At 61.8% G+C, this 16066-nt stretch carries 17 protein-coding genes; 14 read left to right on the forward strand and 3 right to left on the reverse strand.

The window, feature by feature from the left end; genetic code table 11:
• Window positions 1–113: 113 nt before the first annotated feature.
• Both JG739_RS19540 and ald read right to left on the reverse strand, forming a co-directional pair.
• Window positions 114–1415 carry an outer membrane protein gene (locus tag JG739_RS19540; protein ID WP_202362986.1) on the reverse strand — a complete coding sequence of 434 codons (1302 nt, stop codon included), beginning with the start codon at window positions 1413–1415 and terminating at the stop codon, window positions 114–116.
• 201 nt (window positions 1416–1616) lie between these two features.
• Window positions 1617–2732, reverse strand: a complete 1116-nt coding sequence (gene ald, locus JG739_RS19545; protein ID WP_202362987.1) for an alanine dehydrogenase — start codon at window positions 2730–2732, stop codon at window positions 1617–1619.
• A gap of 157 nt (window positions 2733–2889) precedes the next feature.
• Here ald and JG739_RS19550 point away from each other — a divergent pair, with 157 nt between their 5' ends.
• Complete coding sequence (locus JG739_RS19550; RefSeq protein WP_023799250.1) at window positions 2890–3363, forward strand: Lrp/AsnC family transcriptional regulator; 474 nt, start codon at window positions 2890–2892, stop codon at window positions 3361–3363.
• On the opposite strand, the gene JG739_RS19555 is transcribed toward JG739_RS19550, so the two are convergent.
• A complete protein-coding gene (locus JG739_RS19555; RefSeq protein ID WP_202362988.1) occupies window positions 3360–4019 on the reverse strand; it encodes a 5-formyltetrahydrofolate cyclo-ligase in 660 nt (219 codons plus the stop codon). The genes JG739_RS19550 and JG739_RS19555 overlap by 4 nt on opposite strands.
• A 176-nt stretch (window positions 4020–4195) precedes the next feature.
• Here JG739_RS19555 and JG739_RS36055 point away from each other — a divergent pair, with 176 nt between their 5' ends.
• From JG739_RS36055 to lpdA, 13 genes are all read left to right on the forward strand, one after another.
• Window positions 4196–4330: a hypothetical protein gene (locus JG739_RS36055; protein WP_274609392.1), complete on the forward strand. Its 135-nt coding sequence runs from the start codon at window positions 4196–4198 to the stop codon at window positions 4328–4330.
• A gap of 125 nt (window positions 4331–4455) precedes the next feature.
• Window positions 4456–4746, forward strand: coding sequence for a Dabb family protein (locus JG739_RS19565; RefSeq protein WP_202362989.1), 291 nt, complete (start codon window positions 4456–4458; stop codon window positions 4744–4746).
• 200 nt (window positions 4747–4946) lie between these two features.
• On the forward strand, window positions 4947–5858 hold the full coding sequence (locus JG739_RS19570) for a VOC family protein (protein WP_202362990.1): 912 nt from the start codon (window positions 4947–4949) through the stop codon (window positions 5856–5858).
• On the forward strand, window positions 5855–6685 hold the full coding sequence (gene kdsA / locus JG739_RS19575; RefSeq protein WP_202362991.1) for a 3-deoxy-8-phosphooctulonate synthase: 831 nt from the start codon (window positions 5855–5857) through the stop codon (window positions 6683–6685). Before JG739_RS19570 ends, kdsA begins: the two co-directional genes overlap by 4 nt.
• A 100-nt stretch (window positions 6686–6785) precedes the next feature.
• A complete protein-coding gene (locus JG739_RS19580) occupies window positions 6786–6989 on the forward strand; it encodes a dodecin family protein (RefSeq protein WP_202362992.1) in 204 nt (67 codons plus the stop codon).
• Between the two features lie 203 nt (window positions 6990–7192).
• Window positions 7193–7558, forward strand: a complete 366-nt coding sequence (locus JG739_RS19585) for a PRC-barrel domain-containing protein (protein ID WP_029352317.1) — start codon at window positions 7193–7195, stop codon at window positions 7556–7558.
• A 404-nt stretch (window positions 7559–7962) separates the two neighbouring features.
• Window positions 7963–9237 carry a phosphopyruvate hydratase gene (gene eno, locus JG739_RS19590; RefSeq protein ID WP_202362993.1) on the forward strand — a complete coding sequence of 425 codons (1275 nt, stop codon included), beginning with the start codon at window positions 7963–7965 and terminating at the stop codon, window positions 9235–9237.
• A 183-nt stretch (window positions 9238–9420) separates the two neighbouring features.
• Complete coding sequence (locus JG739_RS19595; protein WP_202362994.1) at window positions 9421–9744, forward strand: FtsB family cell division protein; 324 nt, start codon at window positions 9421–9423, stop codon at window positions 9742–9744.
• 172 nt (window positions 9745–9916) lie between these two features.
• On the forward strand, window positions 9917–10963 hold the full coding sequence (gene pdhA / locus JG739_RS19600) for a pyruvate dehydrogenase (acetyl-transferring) E1 component subunit alpha (RefSeq protein WP_202362995.1): 1047 nt from the start codon (window positions 9917–9919) through the stop codon (window positions 10961–10963).
• Between the two features lie 15 nt (window positions 10964–10978).
• Entirely contained in the window at window positions 10979–12364 is a 1386-nt protein-coding gene (locus JG739_RS19605; protein WP_202362996.1) for a pyruvate dehydrogenase complex E1 component subunit beta, read from the forward strand.
• Between the two features lie 18 nt (window positions 12365–12382).
• Window positions 12383–13798 carry a pyruvate dehydrogenase complex dihydrolipoamide acetyltransferase gene (locus JG739_RS19610; RefSeq protein ID WP_202362997.1) on the forward strand — a complete coding sequence of 472 codons (1416 nt, stop codon included), beginning with the start codon at window positions 12383–12385 and terminating at the stop codon, window positions 13796–13798.
• 143 nt (window positions 13799–13941) lie between these two features.
• Entirely contained in the window at window positions 13942–14580 is a 639-nt protein-coding gene (locus JG739_RS19615; protein ID WP_202362998.1) for an SGNH/GDSL hydrolase family protein, read from the forward strand.
• 18 nt (window positions 14581–14598) lie between these two features.
• Window positions 14599–16059 carry a dihydrolipoyl dehydrogenase gene (gene lpdA, locus JG739_RS19620; protein ID WP_202362999.1) on the forward strand — a complete coding sequence of 487 codons (1461 nt, stop codon included), beginning with the start codon at window positions 14599–14601 and terminating at the stop codon, window positions 16057–16059.
• The last annotated feature ends 7 nt before the right edge of the window (window positions 16060–16066 follow it).

The following is a 16066-nucleotide window of genomic DNA, read 5'->3' on the forward strand; positions in this document are numbered from 1 at the left end:
TTCAGAGGAAGCGGGGCTTTGGCTCCGCTTTTTTGTTGCCTGCACTTCCACCCAAAGAAAAAGCCCGCCGGAATGACCGACGGACTTTGACTGTTGCATGGACGGCTCGAAAATTAGTTGAACTTGTACTTCGCACCGATGCGAACGGTGTGGAACGAAGGCGTGGAGGTGAGACTGTCGTCCGGCAGCCCAAGATCCGACGAAAGATCCTCCTCGGAGAACTGCGAGTAGCGGTACTCGAGGCCGACGGTCACGTTGCTGGACATGGCCGTTTCCAGACCACCACCCACCGAGAAGCCGCTGGAGTCCCAATCGAGGATGTCGCCGATGGGCGAAGACGCATTCAGATCGAAATGCTGCCAGCTGTAACCGCCGAGCACATAGGCAAGTGTCGATTCGTTGACTTTCATGCCGACGCGGGCAAGCACATCGAAGCCGTAATCGGTATCCAGATTGATCGATCCGCCTGGAACTTCCAACTCGGAAGTCATGCCGGAGTAGCGGGCATCCACCATGACACCTGCGACCCAGCTGCCGAAATCATGGTCATAGCCGACGTTCAATTCGCCGAACACACCTTCGCCGCCGAGCCCGTTGAACTCGAGCCCGCCAAGCGGCGGAACCTCGATCTGATGCACCGACGCACCCGCGCCGGCGGCGCCGCCCACGTAGAAGCCGGTCCAGTTATAGGCAGGCGCTTCAAAAGCGGCGACGCCGCCGTTCTGGGCCCCAAAGCGATAGTTGGCCCCGACCTGGAACGTGTGGCGCGACGTGTCGATGTTAAGGGCGCCATCCGGCAAACCGAAATCGGAAAGCAGATCATCATTGGTACTGAAGCGGGTATAGCGATATTCTGTCTTGATGGTCCAGTTGCTGTTGATGGCCGTTTCAACGCCGGCCCCGACGAAATAGCCGCTCTGGTCCCAATCCAGGTCAAAACCAGCGTTGGTGTCGAGTTCGTATTTCTGCCAGGAATAGCCGCCGAGCACATAGCCCAGCGTGTTGGGCGTGAACAGGTAACCGGCCCGCAGACCAGCGTCGAAACCGTAGGTCTCTTGGACCGAAGCCTCTAGTCCGGCTACATCGAGCGTCGTTTCAATGTTGCCGAAATGGGCGTCCAGCAGTCCGCCGATCAGGAAGCGCGGCGACACCATATAGTCGTAGCCAACGGTCAGTTCACCATATACGCCTTCACCACCAATGCCGTTCAACGAGAAGCCGGGAAGGAAATCGCTGCTGAGCTCGTGGACATTGGCGCCGGCGCCAACGCCAAAGCCGACATAGATGCCACTCCAGTTGAAGGCCGACGTCTCGACCACCGGCACAAGCGCGTCGGCGGCATGGGAAACCGATCCAAGCGCCAGTACGGAAACTGCGCCAAGAAGAAGAGATTTTGCGAATCGTTTGCTGGTCATTTGCCCCTGCCTTTTGAAAACCCGGCACCCGTCTAGCACCTGCCCATGCCGGCGGATGTAACAAAAAAGCCACAGGAAAGACACATTGCAAGCAAAACGGGTAAAGCCGGCCGGCTGATCGCAAACCGTGAAATTTTCTTGTGGAAAAAAAGAGCCGCCGGGGGCGTCGGCGGCTCTGTCGGGAGAGAATCAGCGGCGGGTTCAGGCGGCGAGAACGGCCTTCGGTTCGACCAGCTCATAGCCGAGTGCTTCGGCCACCGCGCGGTTGGTGATCTTGCCCTTGTGGACATTGAGGCCGTTGCGCAAATGATGATCGTCGACCAGCGCCTTCAGGCCCTTGTCGGCAAGCTGCAGGCCGTAATGCAGCGTCGCGTTGTTCAACGCCTGGGCCGAGGTGACCGGCACTGCGCCCGGCATGTTGGCGACGCAATAGTGAACGACGCCGTCGACCTCATAGGTCGGGTCGGCATGAGTTGTGGCGTGCGAGGTCTCGAAGCAGCCGCCCTGGTCGATGGCGACATCGACCAGCACCGAGCCTTTCTTCATGCCCGACAGCATTTCGCGCGAAACGAGTTTTGGCGCGGCGGCACCCGGGATCAGCACGGCGCCGACGACGATGTCGGCCGAGAAACATTCCTCTTCCAGCGCCTCGACCGTCGAGTAGCGGGTGTGGACGCGGCCGGCGAAGATATCGTCGAGCTGGCGCAGCCGCGGGATCGAGCGGTCGATGATGGTGACGTCGGCGCCGAGGCCGGCCGCCATCCGAGCGGCATGCAGGCCGACGACGCCGCCGCCGAGCACAGTGACCTTGCCGGGCAGCACGCCGGGCACGCCGCCGAGCAGAACGCCGCGGCCGCCATTGGCCTTCTGCAGCGCGGTGGCGCCGGCCTGGATCGACAGGCGGCCCGCGACTTCCGACATCGGCGCCAGCAGCGGCAGGCCGCCGCGGTCGTCGGTGACCGTCTCGTAGGCGATGGCGGTCACCCCCGAGGCCAGCAGGCCCTTGGTCTGCTCCGGATCCGGAGCGAGATGGAGATAGGTGTAGAGGATCTGGCCGTCACGGAGCTGGACCCATTCGTTGGGCTGCGGCTCCTTGACCTTGACGATCATGTCGGACTTGGCAAACACGTCGGCGGCCGTCTTGGCGATGGTGGCGCCGGCGGCGCGATAGGCGTTGTCGTCGGCGCCGATGCCGGCGCCGGCGCCGGTCTCGACCAGCACTTCGTGGCCATGCGCGACATATTCGCGGACCGATCCCGGCGTCAGGCCGACGCGGTATTCGTGGTTCTTGATTTCCCGGGGGCAGCCGACGCGCATCTTTTCTCCTCCTGATCCAGCCTTTGGGGCATGTTCGCTGTAGAGGGACAGTAAACCACGAATCGTCGCGCAGGTGTTTGCGAATGCGCTTGCGCAAGACGGTACGGTTCGATAATCGTTGCGTAAAACAGCTGGATCGTCGCAGGAATCCCGAAAAATGCCGCTCGACAGGATTGATATCGCCATCCTCGAAACGTTGCAACGGGATGGGCGGATACCCAACGCGGCGCTTGCCGAGAAGGTCGGCCTGTCGCAGTCGGCCTGCTCGCGGCGGCTCGACAATCTGGAGAAATCCGGAACCATCCGCGGCTACCACGCCCGGCTTTCCAACGCCGCTCTTGGCCACCAGATGACGGCGATCGTCCATATATCGCTATCGGGGCAATTCGAGAAGACACTGTCGGATTTCGAGGCGGCGATAAAGCGCTGCCCGAATGTGTTGTCCTGCCACCTGATGTCGGGCGAATACGATTATATCCTGCGCATCGCGGCGAAGGACCTCGTCGACTATGAGCGCATCCACAAGGAATGGCTGTCGGCGATGCCGCATGTGACGAAGATCAACTCGTCGTTTGCCTTGCGCGAGATCGTCGACCGGACGGCGGTCGGGATGAAGCCCGAACTGGCCTAGGCTCTGAAAGCCTCCGTTACCACCCGGTCCATCGGGATATCATGTGGCTGCGGATAGATGGTGGCGATGCGCTGCAGTTCGTAGCCGACACCGATGACCAGCGGCTTGAACGGCATCGCCGCCAGCGTGCGGTCGAAGAAGCCGCCGCCATAGCCGAGCCGATACTGTCTCGGATCGATGCCGACGACAGGCGAAATGACGATGTCGGGCAGCACCGGATCGCCTCCAGCCGGGATCGGGATGTTCCAGACGCCCTTCTCAAGCCGGTCGCCCGGAGCATAGGCGCGAAAGATGAGCGGGCGGGCTTTTTCGACGACAACGGGCAGCGCGGTACGGCCGCCGCGCTCATAGACGGAAGCCATCCAGGCCCGCAAATCCGGCTCGCCGCGGAACGGCCAGTAGAGGCTGACCATGCGGCCGGCAAAGTCGCCGATCACCGCGTCGAGGCTTTCGCCGATGCGCTGCGACATTGCCGTCCGCACGTCAGCCGAGACAGTGAGGCGCGCCGCAATCAGCCGCTCGCGCTCGGCCTTGCGCCATCGTTTCACGTCGTTCCAATCGGCTAGCGGCGCCCGGAATTCCGGGTCGAACTCGTGCAGGAAGCAAGGCGGCGAGGAATATTGCCCCGGACCGTCGGCGTCATGATCACTAGCCAACTTTCACTCCTGTCGTCTGTTTCGATGAAATTATATCCGGCGGCCCGATGGGGGCGAGTACAACAGCGACATCTCTTGGCGGGCAGTCGGCAGATCATGGAAAGATTTTCGGGGAGGGCGCTGATCAACAGCGGAATCGCTATGGTTGCAGCCACTGGGATGCAGTAGTTTTAGCCATGCGTTATGTCATCGTCATCTGCGCCGTCACGTTCTTCCTGATCTGGGACGGACTCTACAATCAGGGCAGCTATCTCGACACCACGGTCAGGGAGATAACGCGCATCGTGCGCTACATCACCAGTATGATGTAGTTTCCTCTCCCCACCCAACGCGTCCGTCGCCGCGACATCATTGCCGGTTGACGCGCCAGTGTTGCCCACACAAAACACGGTCGCCCACACAAAACACGTTTGCACATCGGTCGAGGAGGCTGGGGTTGATCCGGCATATCGTTTTCTTCAGCGCACGGCACAAAGAGGACGTCGAGGCCGTACGGATGGGCTTGCTGGCGCTGGGCAACATCCCCCATTCCCGTCGGTTCGAGGTGACGCTCAACAGCAAGGTCGACCCGCTTTCGGACGAGATCGACGTGGTCGTTTATGCCGAGTTCGAGGATGACGCCGCTCTGGCCGCCTACAAGGCGCATCCGCTCTATGCCGAGACGACCAGCCAGGTCAAACCGCTGCGCGAATTGCGCTATTCGGCGGACATTGTGGCTGCGACTTGAAGTGAAACTGACCGAAGCAGCAGCGCACCCGTCTGCGGCGGTTGGTTCGGTCGGATCGGCGCCCGGCCGCTTTGGCGCGTCAGCATGGCCAAGAACAGCCATCGCGACGACCGCTGCCGCCATGAAATCCCTGCGCGTCAGGCGAGGGCTCTTGAACCGACTTCCGGAATGATGCACACCGCGCCGGCATGATCGAGACGATGCCAGCACGCCCTCATGCGCCCGGCGCTTATCCGCCCGGCGCATATTCGCTTGACCATCTTGTGCTGCCGACCGCGAGCCTCGACGTGGCGCGGGCGCGGCTGGTTTCGCTTGGCTTTGTCGTGGCGCCGAACGGCATCCATCCTTTCGGCACGGAAAACTGCTGCGTCTTCTTTGAAGACGGCTCGTATCTCGAGCCGCTGGCAGTGGGCAATGTGCAAGCGGCGGCGAAAGCGATTGCCGACGGCAACGTCTTCGTCGCGCGCAATCGTGCCTATCGCGACTGCTGCGGCAATGAGGGATTTTCCGCTCTTGTCCTGGGCACCCAAAATGCCGATGCCGACCACGCACGCTATGTCGAAGCCGGCCTGTCGGCTGGAGACATGCTGAGCTTTTCGCGCGCCTTCACCGACGCGGCGGGAAACAGCGACACGGCATCATTCAAACTGGCCTTCGCTTCCGGCACCGGGATGACTGACGCTTTCCTGTTTGCCTGCGAGCGGATCAATGCGCCGAAAGTGGACCGCGGCGCGTTGCAGGTTCACGCCAATGGCGCAACCGGCATTATCGAAGTCGTGGCGGTCAGCACCGAGCCATCAAAACAGCGTCGATTGATTTCGATCGCGACGCGCAGTCCGGCGACCGGGCAGGGGAGCAGCACTGCGTTTGACCTGCCGAACGCAACCTTGACCCTGCTTGACCCCTTCGCTTTCGAAACGCGCTTCGGCATGCCTGCCGGCGCGCCATCGGAGCTCCGCTTCGCGGGAATCGTCTTTTCGGTTCGTTCGGTCGACGCGGTCGCCAGGCTGCTTGCAGCAAGTTCCGTCGAATATGACATACGCGCCGATGATATTGTCGTGCGGCCGGCATCCGGGCAGGGTGCGGCCTTCGTTTTCCAGGAGAAAGCATGAGCAAGCCCAATTCGTCCGTAACCGTCGGCAATGTCGTCTTCGGCAACACCGAGCCGCTGTCGCTGATTGCCGGCCCGTGCCAGCTAGAATCGCGCCAGCACGCCTTCGACATGGCTGGCGCGCTGAAGGAACTGACTGAGAAGCTCGGGCTGGGCCTCGTCTACAAGACCAGTTACGACAAGGCCAACCGCACCTCGCTTGGCGGCACGCGCGGCGCCGGGCTCGATGCGGCGCTGCCCGTCTTCGACGATCTGCGCACGGCGTTTTCGCTTCCGATCCTGACCGATATCCACACCGAGGAACAGTGCGCGCTGGTGGCGCCGCATGTCGATATCCTGCAGATTCCGGCTTTCCTCAGCCGCCAGACCGATCTGCTGATCGCGGCGGCAAGAACCGGCAAGGTCGTCAATGTCAAGAAGGGCCAGTTCCTCGCACCGTGGGACATGAAGAACGTCGTCGCCAAGGTCACCGGTTCCGGCAACGCCAATGTGCTGGTCACCGAGCGCGGCGCGTCCTTCGGCTACAACACGCTGGTGTCCGATATGCGCGCCCTGCCGATCATGGCCGAGATCGGCGCGCCGGTGATCTTCGACGCCACGCATTCGGTGCAGCAGCCGGGCGGGCAGGGCGGATCGTCAGGTGGCGATCGGCGCTTCGTCGAGACGTTGGCGCGCGCGGCAGTTGCGGTCGGTGTCGCCGGCGTGTTCATCGAGACGCATCAGGATCCCGACAACGCACCCTCGGACGGTCCCAACATGGTGCCGCTGAAGGATCTTCCGGCATTGCTCGAAAGGCTGATGGCATTCGATCGCGTCGCCAAGGGTTGAACATGTCCGGGGCCAGGCCCCAAGGCCCCCTGAACTTGTGGTCAACAGCTGCCGGTTGTACGCTGCCCGGGCAACAGAGTACCTTGGCAGGGAGGAAGCCATGTCCGTCGCCCGCGTCACCGAAATCACATCATCGTCGAACAAGAGCTTTCAGGACGCCATCGAACTGGGAATTGCGCGCGCCGTAAAGACCTTGAAGAACGTCGAAGGCGCTTGGATCCAGGATCAGAAAGTCGTTGTCGAGAACGGCAAGATCTCCGACTACCGCGTCAACATGAAGGTCACTTTCATCCTCGCGGACTGATCGAGACCAGAGCACAACCAGGTGGGACCACTTGGTGTCGCAGAAATGCGGCAAGAACGAATAGATAGAGCGGGATGCCCAGTTCAATTTGAACACATCCCACCTCAAATTGAACGCATGCCGCTCTAGCGTCGAAAAGTCTGGAACCTTCATCCGCGCCTCTCATTGTCAAGCATAACGCCAACGATAACGAGGAGCACATCATGACAACCCAGACAGGACACACTGAAGCTATCGCTGCCTCGCGGGTCATCGGCACATCCGTCTACAACACGGAAGGCACGCATATCGGCGATATCGAGGACGTCATGCTCGACAAATTGTCGAATGGCATCATGTTTGCCGTGATCGGCTTTGGCGGCTTTCTCGGCATCGGCGAGAAGTACCACGCCATTCCGTGGGCGAGCCTCGACTATGACGAGGACAAGGGTGGCTACGTCGTGCCGTTCACCAAGGAGCAACTGAAGGCAGCTCCCGCCTATTCGATCAACGAATTGACCGGCGCCGACGGCGAGGCCGCGCGGGATGCTTCATACAGTTACTACAAGGTCGAGCCTTACTGGCATTGATCTTGCTCAACCGGAATCAAAAAGGCCCCCGGGTTGAACCGGGGGCCTTTTCTGCGGGATATCTACTCCGCTGCAAGGGTCGACAACTCTACCGCGCCCTGTTGAGGCTGCTGAGTGTCACACGACGTCAAAAACGCCGCTGCGATCAGGAACAAACTCACAATACCGCTCAACTGAGACATGGCGAAACTCCTCCTGTTTCGCCCCGCGCAGCTGTGAGCATAACCAGAAAGCCGCACGCCGCCAAGACCTGTGACAGAGATGACTTTTGATGACAGAAGTTTGTCTGTCGTGAACCGGCATGACGTGCGTGGCGCCAATATTTGCGGGCGCCACGATTGCGTTTTGCAGCACTTTGGCTAAGACGTGCGCGACGCTTCGTCAGATCAATCGGGGACATCGCAGTGACTGCCATCATCGACATTGTCGGGCGTGAAATCCTGGACAGCCGCGGAAACCCGACCGTCGAGGTCGACGTCGTGCTCGAAGACGGCTCGATGGGCCGCGCTGCGGTGCCTTCCGGCGCCTCGACCGGCGCGCATGAGGCGGTCGAACTGCGCGACGGCGGCGCCCGCTACCTCGGCAAGGGAGTCCTGCGGGCGGTAGAGGCCGTCAATGGCGAGCTGTTCGAAGCGATCGGCGGCATGGAAGCCGAGAACCAGATCCACATCGACCAGACCATGATCGAGCTCGACGGCACGCCCAACAAGAGCCGCCTCGGCGCCAACGCGATCCTTGGCGTGTCGCTAGCGGTGGCCAAGGCTGCGGCGGAAGCAGCTGGCCTGCCGCTCTACCGCTATGTCGGCGGCACCAGGGCGCATGTGCTTCCGGTGCCGATGATGAACATCATCAACGGTGGCGCCCATGCCGACAACCCGATCGATTTCCAGGAATTCATGATCCTGCCGATCGGTGCGCCGACACTGCGTGACGGCGTGCGCTGGGGTTCGGAAATCTTCCATACGCTGAGGAAGCGGCTGAAGGACGCCGGCCACAACACCAATGTCGGTGACGAGGGTGGCTTCGCTCCCAACTTGAAAAGCGCGCCCGCCGCACTCGATTTCATCATGGAATCAATCGAGAAGGCCGGCTTCAAGCCGGGCGAAGAGGTTGCGCTCGGCCTCGACTGCGCCGCGACGGAATTCTTCAAGGACGGCAACTATGTCTATGAAGGCGAGAAGAAGACCCGCGATCCGAAGTCCCAGGCCAAGTATCTGGCCAGGCTCGCCGCGGATTATCCGATCATCACCATCGAGGATGGGCTGGCCGAGGACGACTGGGACGGCTGGAAAACGCTGACCGAACTCATCGGCAACAAGACCCAGCTGGTCGGCGACGATCTGTTCGTCACCAATACAGCGCGGCTGCGCGACGGCATCCGCATGGGCGTCGCCAATTCTATCCTGGTCAAGGTCAACCAGATCGGCTCACTGACCGAAACGCTCGACGCCGTCGAGACCGCGCACAAGGCCGGCTACACCGCGGTCATGTCGCACCGCTCGGGCGAAACCGAGGATTCGACCATCGCCGATCTCGCCGTCGCCACCAATTGCGGGCAGATCAAGACGGGTTCGCTGTCGCGCTCGGATCGCATGGCCAAGTACAACCAGCTCATCCGCATCGAGGAAGAACTCGGCAAGCAGGCGCTCTACGCCGGCAAGTCGATCGTGAAAGGCTGACCCCACAGAAATATCCGGAAACGAAGGGCGGGACATTCTCGCCCTTTTTTGTTTCAGCACCGCCAGATCAGGTCGTCCGTAACCGTCCATTAAGCACAATCGGGCGAGAAAGGGCGAGGTCGCGGAGTGTTAGAGCGCCCCTTTGCGCGTCCAAGCGGGCACGCGGCGCTAGGGATTTGGATCATGTGGACACGTCAGCACAAGCAGCGAAATACCGGTCGGCTGATCATTCCCTCGCTCTGCGTGGCGTTCCTCGCCTATTTCGGCTTTCACGCCTATCACGGCGAATTCGGCATCTATTCCAAATACCGGTTGAAAGCCGAAGCCGTCGACCTGCAAGGTAAGCTCGATGCCGTCAAGGCGCGCCGGCTCGATCTGCAGCGGCGTGTTCAGCTGATGCATCAGGGCACGCTGGAGAAGGACATGCTCGACGAGCAGGCGCGCAAGGCGCTCAATGTGTCCCACGCCGACGAAATCACCATCATGCTACCGGCCACGGCAAGATAACCAAATTCAAGTTAATCGCCGATATTTTCAACGATTTTAATCGCTTAGACGCATGTCAGCCATGCATTTTTCAGCATGGCGAAACGCTTTCCCGCGTGTTAGCCTTTGCCAAATCGGTGGGGAGAACTGATCTCCCTCAGTGTCCGCAAGAGACGCCAACAGGGAGTGATGCATGGCCACCGCCGCCAGAAAAGCGCCTGCCAAAACCAAACCCAAATCCGACGGCAAATCGACAGGGCTTTCAGCCCCCAAACCTGTCGATTTCACCAAGGACGAGGAGCTTGACGCCTACCGGCGCATGCTGCTTATCCGCCGCTTCGAGGAAAAGGCCGGCCAGCTCTACGGCATGGGCTTCATCGGCGGCTTCTGCCATCTCTATATCGGCCAGGAAGCAGTTGTCACCGGCATGAAGATGGCGCTGATCGACGGCGACCAGATGATCACCGCCTACCGCGATCATGGTCACATGCTGGCGATGGAACTGTCGCCGCGCGGCGTCATGGCCGAATTGACCGGGCGCCGCGGCGGCTTGTCCAGGGGCAAGGGCGGCTCCATGCACATGTTCTCCAAGGAGAAGCATTTTTACGGCGGCCACGGCATTGTCGGCGCGCAGGTTTCGCTCGGCACCGGCCTCGCCTTCGCCAATCGCTATCGTGGCAACAACAATGTGACACTGACCTATTTTGGCGACGGCGCCGCCAATCAGGGCCAGGTCTATGAGAGCTTCAACATGGCCTCGCTGTGGAAGCTGCCGGTGATCTACATCATCGAGAACAACCGCTACGCCATGGGCACGTCGGTAACGCGTTCGTCGGCCGAGACGGATTTTTCGCAGCGCGGCGCCTCCTTCAGGATTCCCGGCATCCAGGTCGATGGCATGGACGTTCGTGCAGTCAAGGCAGCCGGCGATCTCGCCACCGAATGGTGCCGTGACGGCAAGGGGCCGCTGATTCTCGAAATGCAGACCTACCGCTACCGCGGCCATTCGATGTCCGATCCGGCCAAATACCGCTCAAAGGAAGAAGTGCAGAAGATGCGCTCCGAGCGCGACCCGATCGAGCAGGTCAAGGCGCGCCTGCTCGACAAGAAGTGGGCTGATGAGGACGAGCTCAAGGCCGTCGACAAGGAGGTCCGCGACATTGTCGCCGACGCCGCCGAATTTGCCCAGAACGACGCAGAGCCGGATCCGTCCGAGCTCTGGACTGATATCGTACTGTAACGAGAGGGCAAGGCCATGCCGATCGAAATTCTCATGCCCGCTCTCTCGCCGACCATGGAAGAGGGCAATGTTTCCAAATGGTTGAAGAAAGAGGGCGACAAGGTTGTCGCCGGTGATGTCATCGCCGAGATCGAAACCGACAAGGCCACGATGGAAGTCGAGGCCGTCGACGAAGGCACGCTAGCCAAGATCGTGGTTCCTGCCGGCACCGAAGGTGTCAAGGTCAACACGCTGATCGCCGTGCTCGCCGTCGATGGTGAAGACATCGACAAGGCAGGCGAAGGCATCGGCGAGGAACCTGCCAAGGCTGAAACAGCAGCGCCAGCGCCTGCTGCGGCCAAAAGCGAGGGCACGGCACCTGTCGCCGCGGCGCCGAGAACCGAAATCGCCGCCGATCCCGACATCCCGGCCGGCACGGAAATGGTCTCGACCACGGTGCGCGAAGCGCTGCGTGACGCGATGGCCGAGGAAATGCGCCGTGACGGGGACGTCTTCGTGATGGGCGAGGAGGTCGCCGAGTACCAGGGCGCTTACAAGATCACGCAAGGGCTGCTGCAGGAATTCGGGCCGCGTCGCGTCGTCGACACACCGATCACCGAGCACGGTTTTGCCGGCGTCGGCGTTGGCGCGGCGATGGCCGGCCTGAGGCCGATCGTCGAGTTCATGACCTTCAACTTCGCCATGCAGGCGATCGACCATATCATCAACTCCGCCGCCAAGACGCTCTACATGTCCGGTGGCCAGATGGGCGCGCCGATCGTCTTCCGCGGGCCAAACGGCGCGGCCGCCCGCGTCGCCGCCCAGCATTCGCAGTGCTATGCCGCCTGGTACAGCCACATTCCAGGCCTGAAAGTGGTGATGCCCTACACCGCCGCCGACGCCAAGGGACTGCTGAAGGCCGCGATCCGCGACCCGAACCCGGTCATCTTCCTCGAGAACGAAATCCTCTACGGCCAGTCCTTCGATGTGCCGAAGATCGACGATTTCGTGCTGCCGATCGGCAAGGCCCGCATCCACAAGTCGGGCAAGGATGTCACCATCGTCTCCTTCGGCATCGGCATGAGCTACACGGTGAAGGCCGAGGCTGAATTGCGCGGCATGGGCATCGATGCCGAGATCATCGACCTCAGGACCATCCGGCCTCTCGATCTCGACACCATTATCGCCTCGGTCAAGAAGACCAATCGGCTGGTGGTGGTGGAGGAAGGATTTCCGCAGAGCTCGGTCGGCGACCATATCGCCAACCAGGTGTCGCAGCGCGCCTTCGATTTCCTCGACGCGCCGGTCATCACCATTGCCGGCAAGGACGTGCCGATGCCCTACGCGGCAAACCTCGAAAAGCTGGCGCTGCCCACTATCGGCGAGGTCGTCGGGGCGGTCAAAGCCGTCACATATCGCTGAGCAGGGCGGGAGGACAAAATGCCGATCAACATCACAATGCCCGCCCTGTCGCCCACGATGGAAGAGGGCAATCTCGCCAAGTGGCTGGTCAAGGAGGGCGACAAGGTTTCGCCGGGCGATGTGATCGCCGAGATCGAGACCGACAAGGCGACGATGGAAGTCGAGGCCGTCGATGAGGGCACGGTCGCCAAGCTCGTGGTTCCGGCCGGTAGCGAAGGCGTCAAGGTCAACGCGCTGATCGCCGTGCTTGCCGCCGAAGGCGAGGATACGGCGGCTGCCGCCAAAAGCGGTGACGGCGCTGCCGCGCCGGCAAAAGCCGAGGCGAAGCAGGACAAGGCCCCAATCTCCCCACCCGTGGGGGAGATGTCGACGAAGTCGACAGAGGGGGGCGCTGTCCCGCCAGCCGCAAGGAGCGAGGCGCCCCCCTCTGGCCTGCCGGCCATCTCCCCCACAAGGGGGGAGATCAGCCAATCGCCGGACGGCCGCACCTTCGCCTCGCCGCTGGCCCGTCGCATCGCCCGGGAAGCCGGTGTCGATGTCTCCGCGGTGACTGGCTCTGGCCCGCATGGCCGCGTGGTCAAGGCCGATGTCGACGCAGCGATTTCCGGCGGCGGCGCCAAGGCGGCACCGGCCGCGAAAGCGGCACCTGCCGGCGCTCCGGCTCCGGCTGTCGCAGCCAAGCCAATGTCGGACGACCAGGTGCTGAAACTGTTTGCCGACGGCTCTTACGAGCTTGTCCCGCATGACAACATGCGCAAGACCATTGCGCGCCGGCTGGTCGAGGCCACGACCACCATCCCGCATTTCTACCTGACGCTCGACTGCGAGCTTGATGCGCTTCTGGCGCTGCGCGCGCAGGTCAATGCGGCCGCCCCGGTGAAGAAGACCGACAAGGGTGAGGTGCCGGCCTACAAGCTGTCGGTCAACGACATGGTCATCAAAGCGATGGCAATGGCGCTGATGGCTGTGCCGGATGCCAATGCGTCATGGACCGAGAGCGCCATGGTCAAGCACAAGCATGCCGACGTCGGTGTCGCCGTGTCGATCCCCGGCGGGCTGATCACGCCGATCATCCGGCGTGCCGACGAAAAGACGCTGTCGGTCATCTCCAACGAGATGAAGGATCTTGCCGGCCGCGCGCGCAGCCGCAAGCTGAAGCCGGAAGAATACCAGGGCGGCACCACGGCGGTGTCCAATCTCGGCATGTTCGGCATCAAGGACTTTGCCGCCGTCATCAACCCGCCGCATGCGACGATCCTGGCGGTCGGCGCCGGCGAGGAGCGCGCGGTGGTCAAGAACGGTGAGATCAGAACAGCCACCATCATGTCGGTGACGCTGTCGACCGATCACCGCGCCGTCGACGGCGCGCTCGGCGCCGAACTGCTCGGCGCCTTCAAACGCATGATCGAAAACCCGATGGGCATGCTGGTCTAGAACGGAAACAAGGCGGTGCGGAAATTCACCAGCCTTTTTGCCTTCAGCCTTGCCAGCGTCGCAACGATCGTCGTGCATTGGCTGTTCGTGGGCTGGCGGATGAGGCGCGCGCAGGCGGATTTCGATCGGAGTGGGGCAAGCGCATGAAAACAGTCCTTTGCTACGGCGATTCGCTGACCTGGGGCTATGATGCGGCAAGTCTGGATCGCCACCCGCTCAAGGACCGCTGGCCGAGTGTGCTGCAGGCGACGTTGGGAGCCAGCGTCGAGGTCATCGCTGAAGGCTTGAACGGTCGCACAACGGCTTTCGACGACCATCTGGCCGGCGCCGACCGTAACGGCGCAAGAGTGCTGCCGACGATCCTGATGACGCATGCGCCGATCGACCTGGTCATCATCCTGCTCGGCGCCAACGACATGAAGCCGTGGATCCACGGCAATCCGGTCGCCGCCAAGCAAGGCATGCAGCGCCTGATCGATATCGTGCGCGGTCACGACTACCCGTTCGATTGGCCGTCGCCGCAAATCCTGATCGTCGCGCCGCCCGCCGTCAGCCGCACGGAAAACGCCGAATTCAAAGAAATGTTCGCCGGCGGTGACGAAGCGTCGAAGCGGCTGGCGCCGCAATATGCCGTCCTTGCCGACGAGGTCGGCTGCGGCTTCTTCGATGCGGGCTCGGTGGCCGAGACCACGCCACTCGACGGCGTCCATCTCGACGCAGAGAACACGCGCAAAATCGGGCAGGCATTGGCGCCAATCGTGCGCGTCATGCTGGAACTCTAGAGAACAGGGGAGAAATCCGTGGCTGAGAACTACGACGTCATCATCATCGGCTCCGGCCCCGGCGGCTATGTCACGGCGGTGCGTTCCGCCCAACTCGGATTCAAGACAGCGATCGTCGAGCGCGAGCATCTCGGCGGCATCTGCCTCAACTGGGGTTGCATTCCGACCAAGGCGCTGCTGCGTTCGGCCGAGATCATGCACTATTCGGATCATTTGAAGGACTACGGCTTGAAGATCGACGGCAAGGTCAGCGTCGATACCGCTGCCGTGGTCGACCGCTCGCGAAAGGTTTCGCTGCGGCTGAACGGCGGCGTCGCCTTCCTGATGAAGAAGAACAAGGTCGATGTCATCTGGGGCGAGGCCAAGCTGTCCAAGGCGGCTTCCGGCGATAAACCGGGCGAGATCGTCGTGTCGAAATCGTCGAAGAAGCCGATGGAGCCACAGCCGCCGGCGCCCAAGGGCGTCAAGGGCGAGGGCACATACACTGCCAGGCACATCATCCTGGCGACCGGCGCCAGGCCGCGGGCGTTGCCCGGCATCGAGCCCGACGGCAAGCTGATCTGGACCTATTTCGAAGCAATGGTGCCGAAGGAGATGCCGAAATCACTGCTGGTGATGGGTTCGGGCGCAATCGGCATCGAATTCGCCTCATTCTACCGCACCATGGGCGCGGAGGTGACGGTGGTCGAGTTGTTGCCGGCGGTGATGCCGGTCGAGGACGCAGAGGTCTCGAAATTCGCGCAAAAGCAGTTCGAGAAGCAAGGCATGAAGATCATCCTCGATGCCAAGGTCACCAAGGTCGAAAAAGCTGCGAACTCGGTGACCGCGCATGTCGAGATGAACGGCAAGGTCGAGAAGATCACCGCCGACCGGATGATCTCGGCCGTCGGCGTGCAGGGCAATATCGAGAATCTCGGCCTCGAAGCGCTCGGCGTGAAGACCGATCGCGGCTGCGTCGTCGTCGACGGCTACGGCAGCACCAATGTGCCCGGCATCTATGCCATCGGCGACGTTGCCGGCCCGCCTATGCTCGCCCACAAGGCCGAGCATGAAGGCGTGGTCTGCGTGGAAAAGATCGCCAACGTCCCCGGCGTGCACGCCACTGACAAACTGAAAATTCCGGGCTGCACCTATTGCAACCCGCAGGTTGCCTCCGTTGGGTTGACTGAAGCGAAAGCCAAGGCCGAAGGCAAGGACATCCGCGTCGGCCGCTTTCAGTTCGCCGCCAACGGCAAAGCCATCGCGCTCGGCGAGGACCAGGGTTTCGTCAAGACCATCTTCGACAGGAAGACCGGGCAGTTGCTCGGCGCGCATATGGTCGGCGCCGAAGTGACCGAGCTGATCCAGGGCTTTGTCGTGGCGATGAACCTGGAGACCACCGAGGAAGAACTGATGCACACGATCTTCCCGCATCCGACGCTGTCGGAGATGATGAAGGAAAGCGTGCTCGACGCCTATGGCCGCGCGCTCAACGCATGATAAATTG

It is taken from the genome of Mesorhizobium sp. L-2-11, assembly GCF_016756595.1.
Lineage (GTDB): Bacteria > Pseudomonadota > Alphaproteobacteria > Rhizobiales > Rhizobiaceae > Mesorhizobium.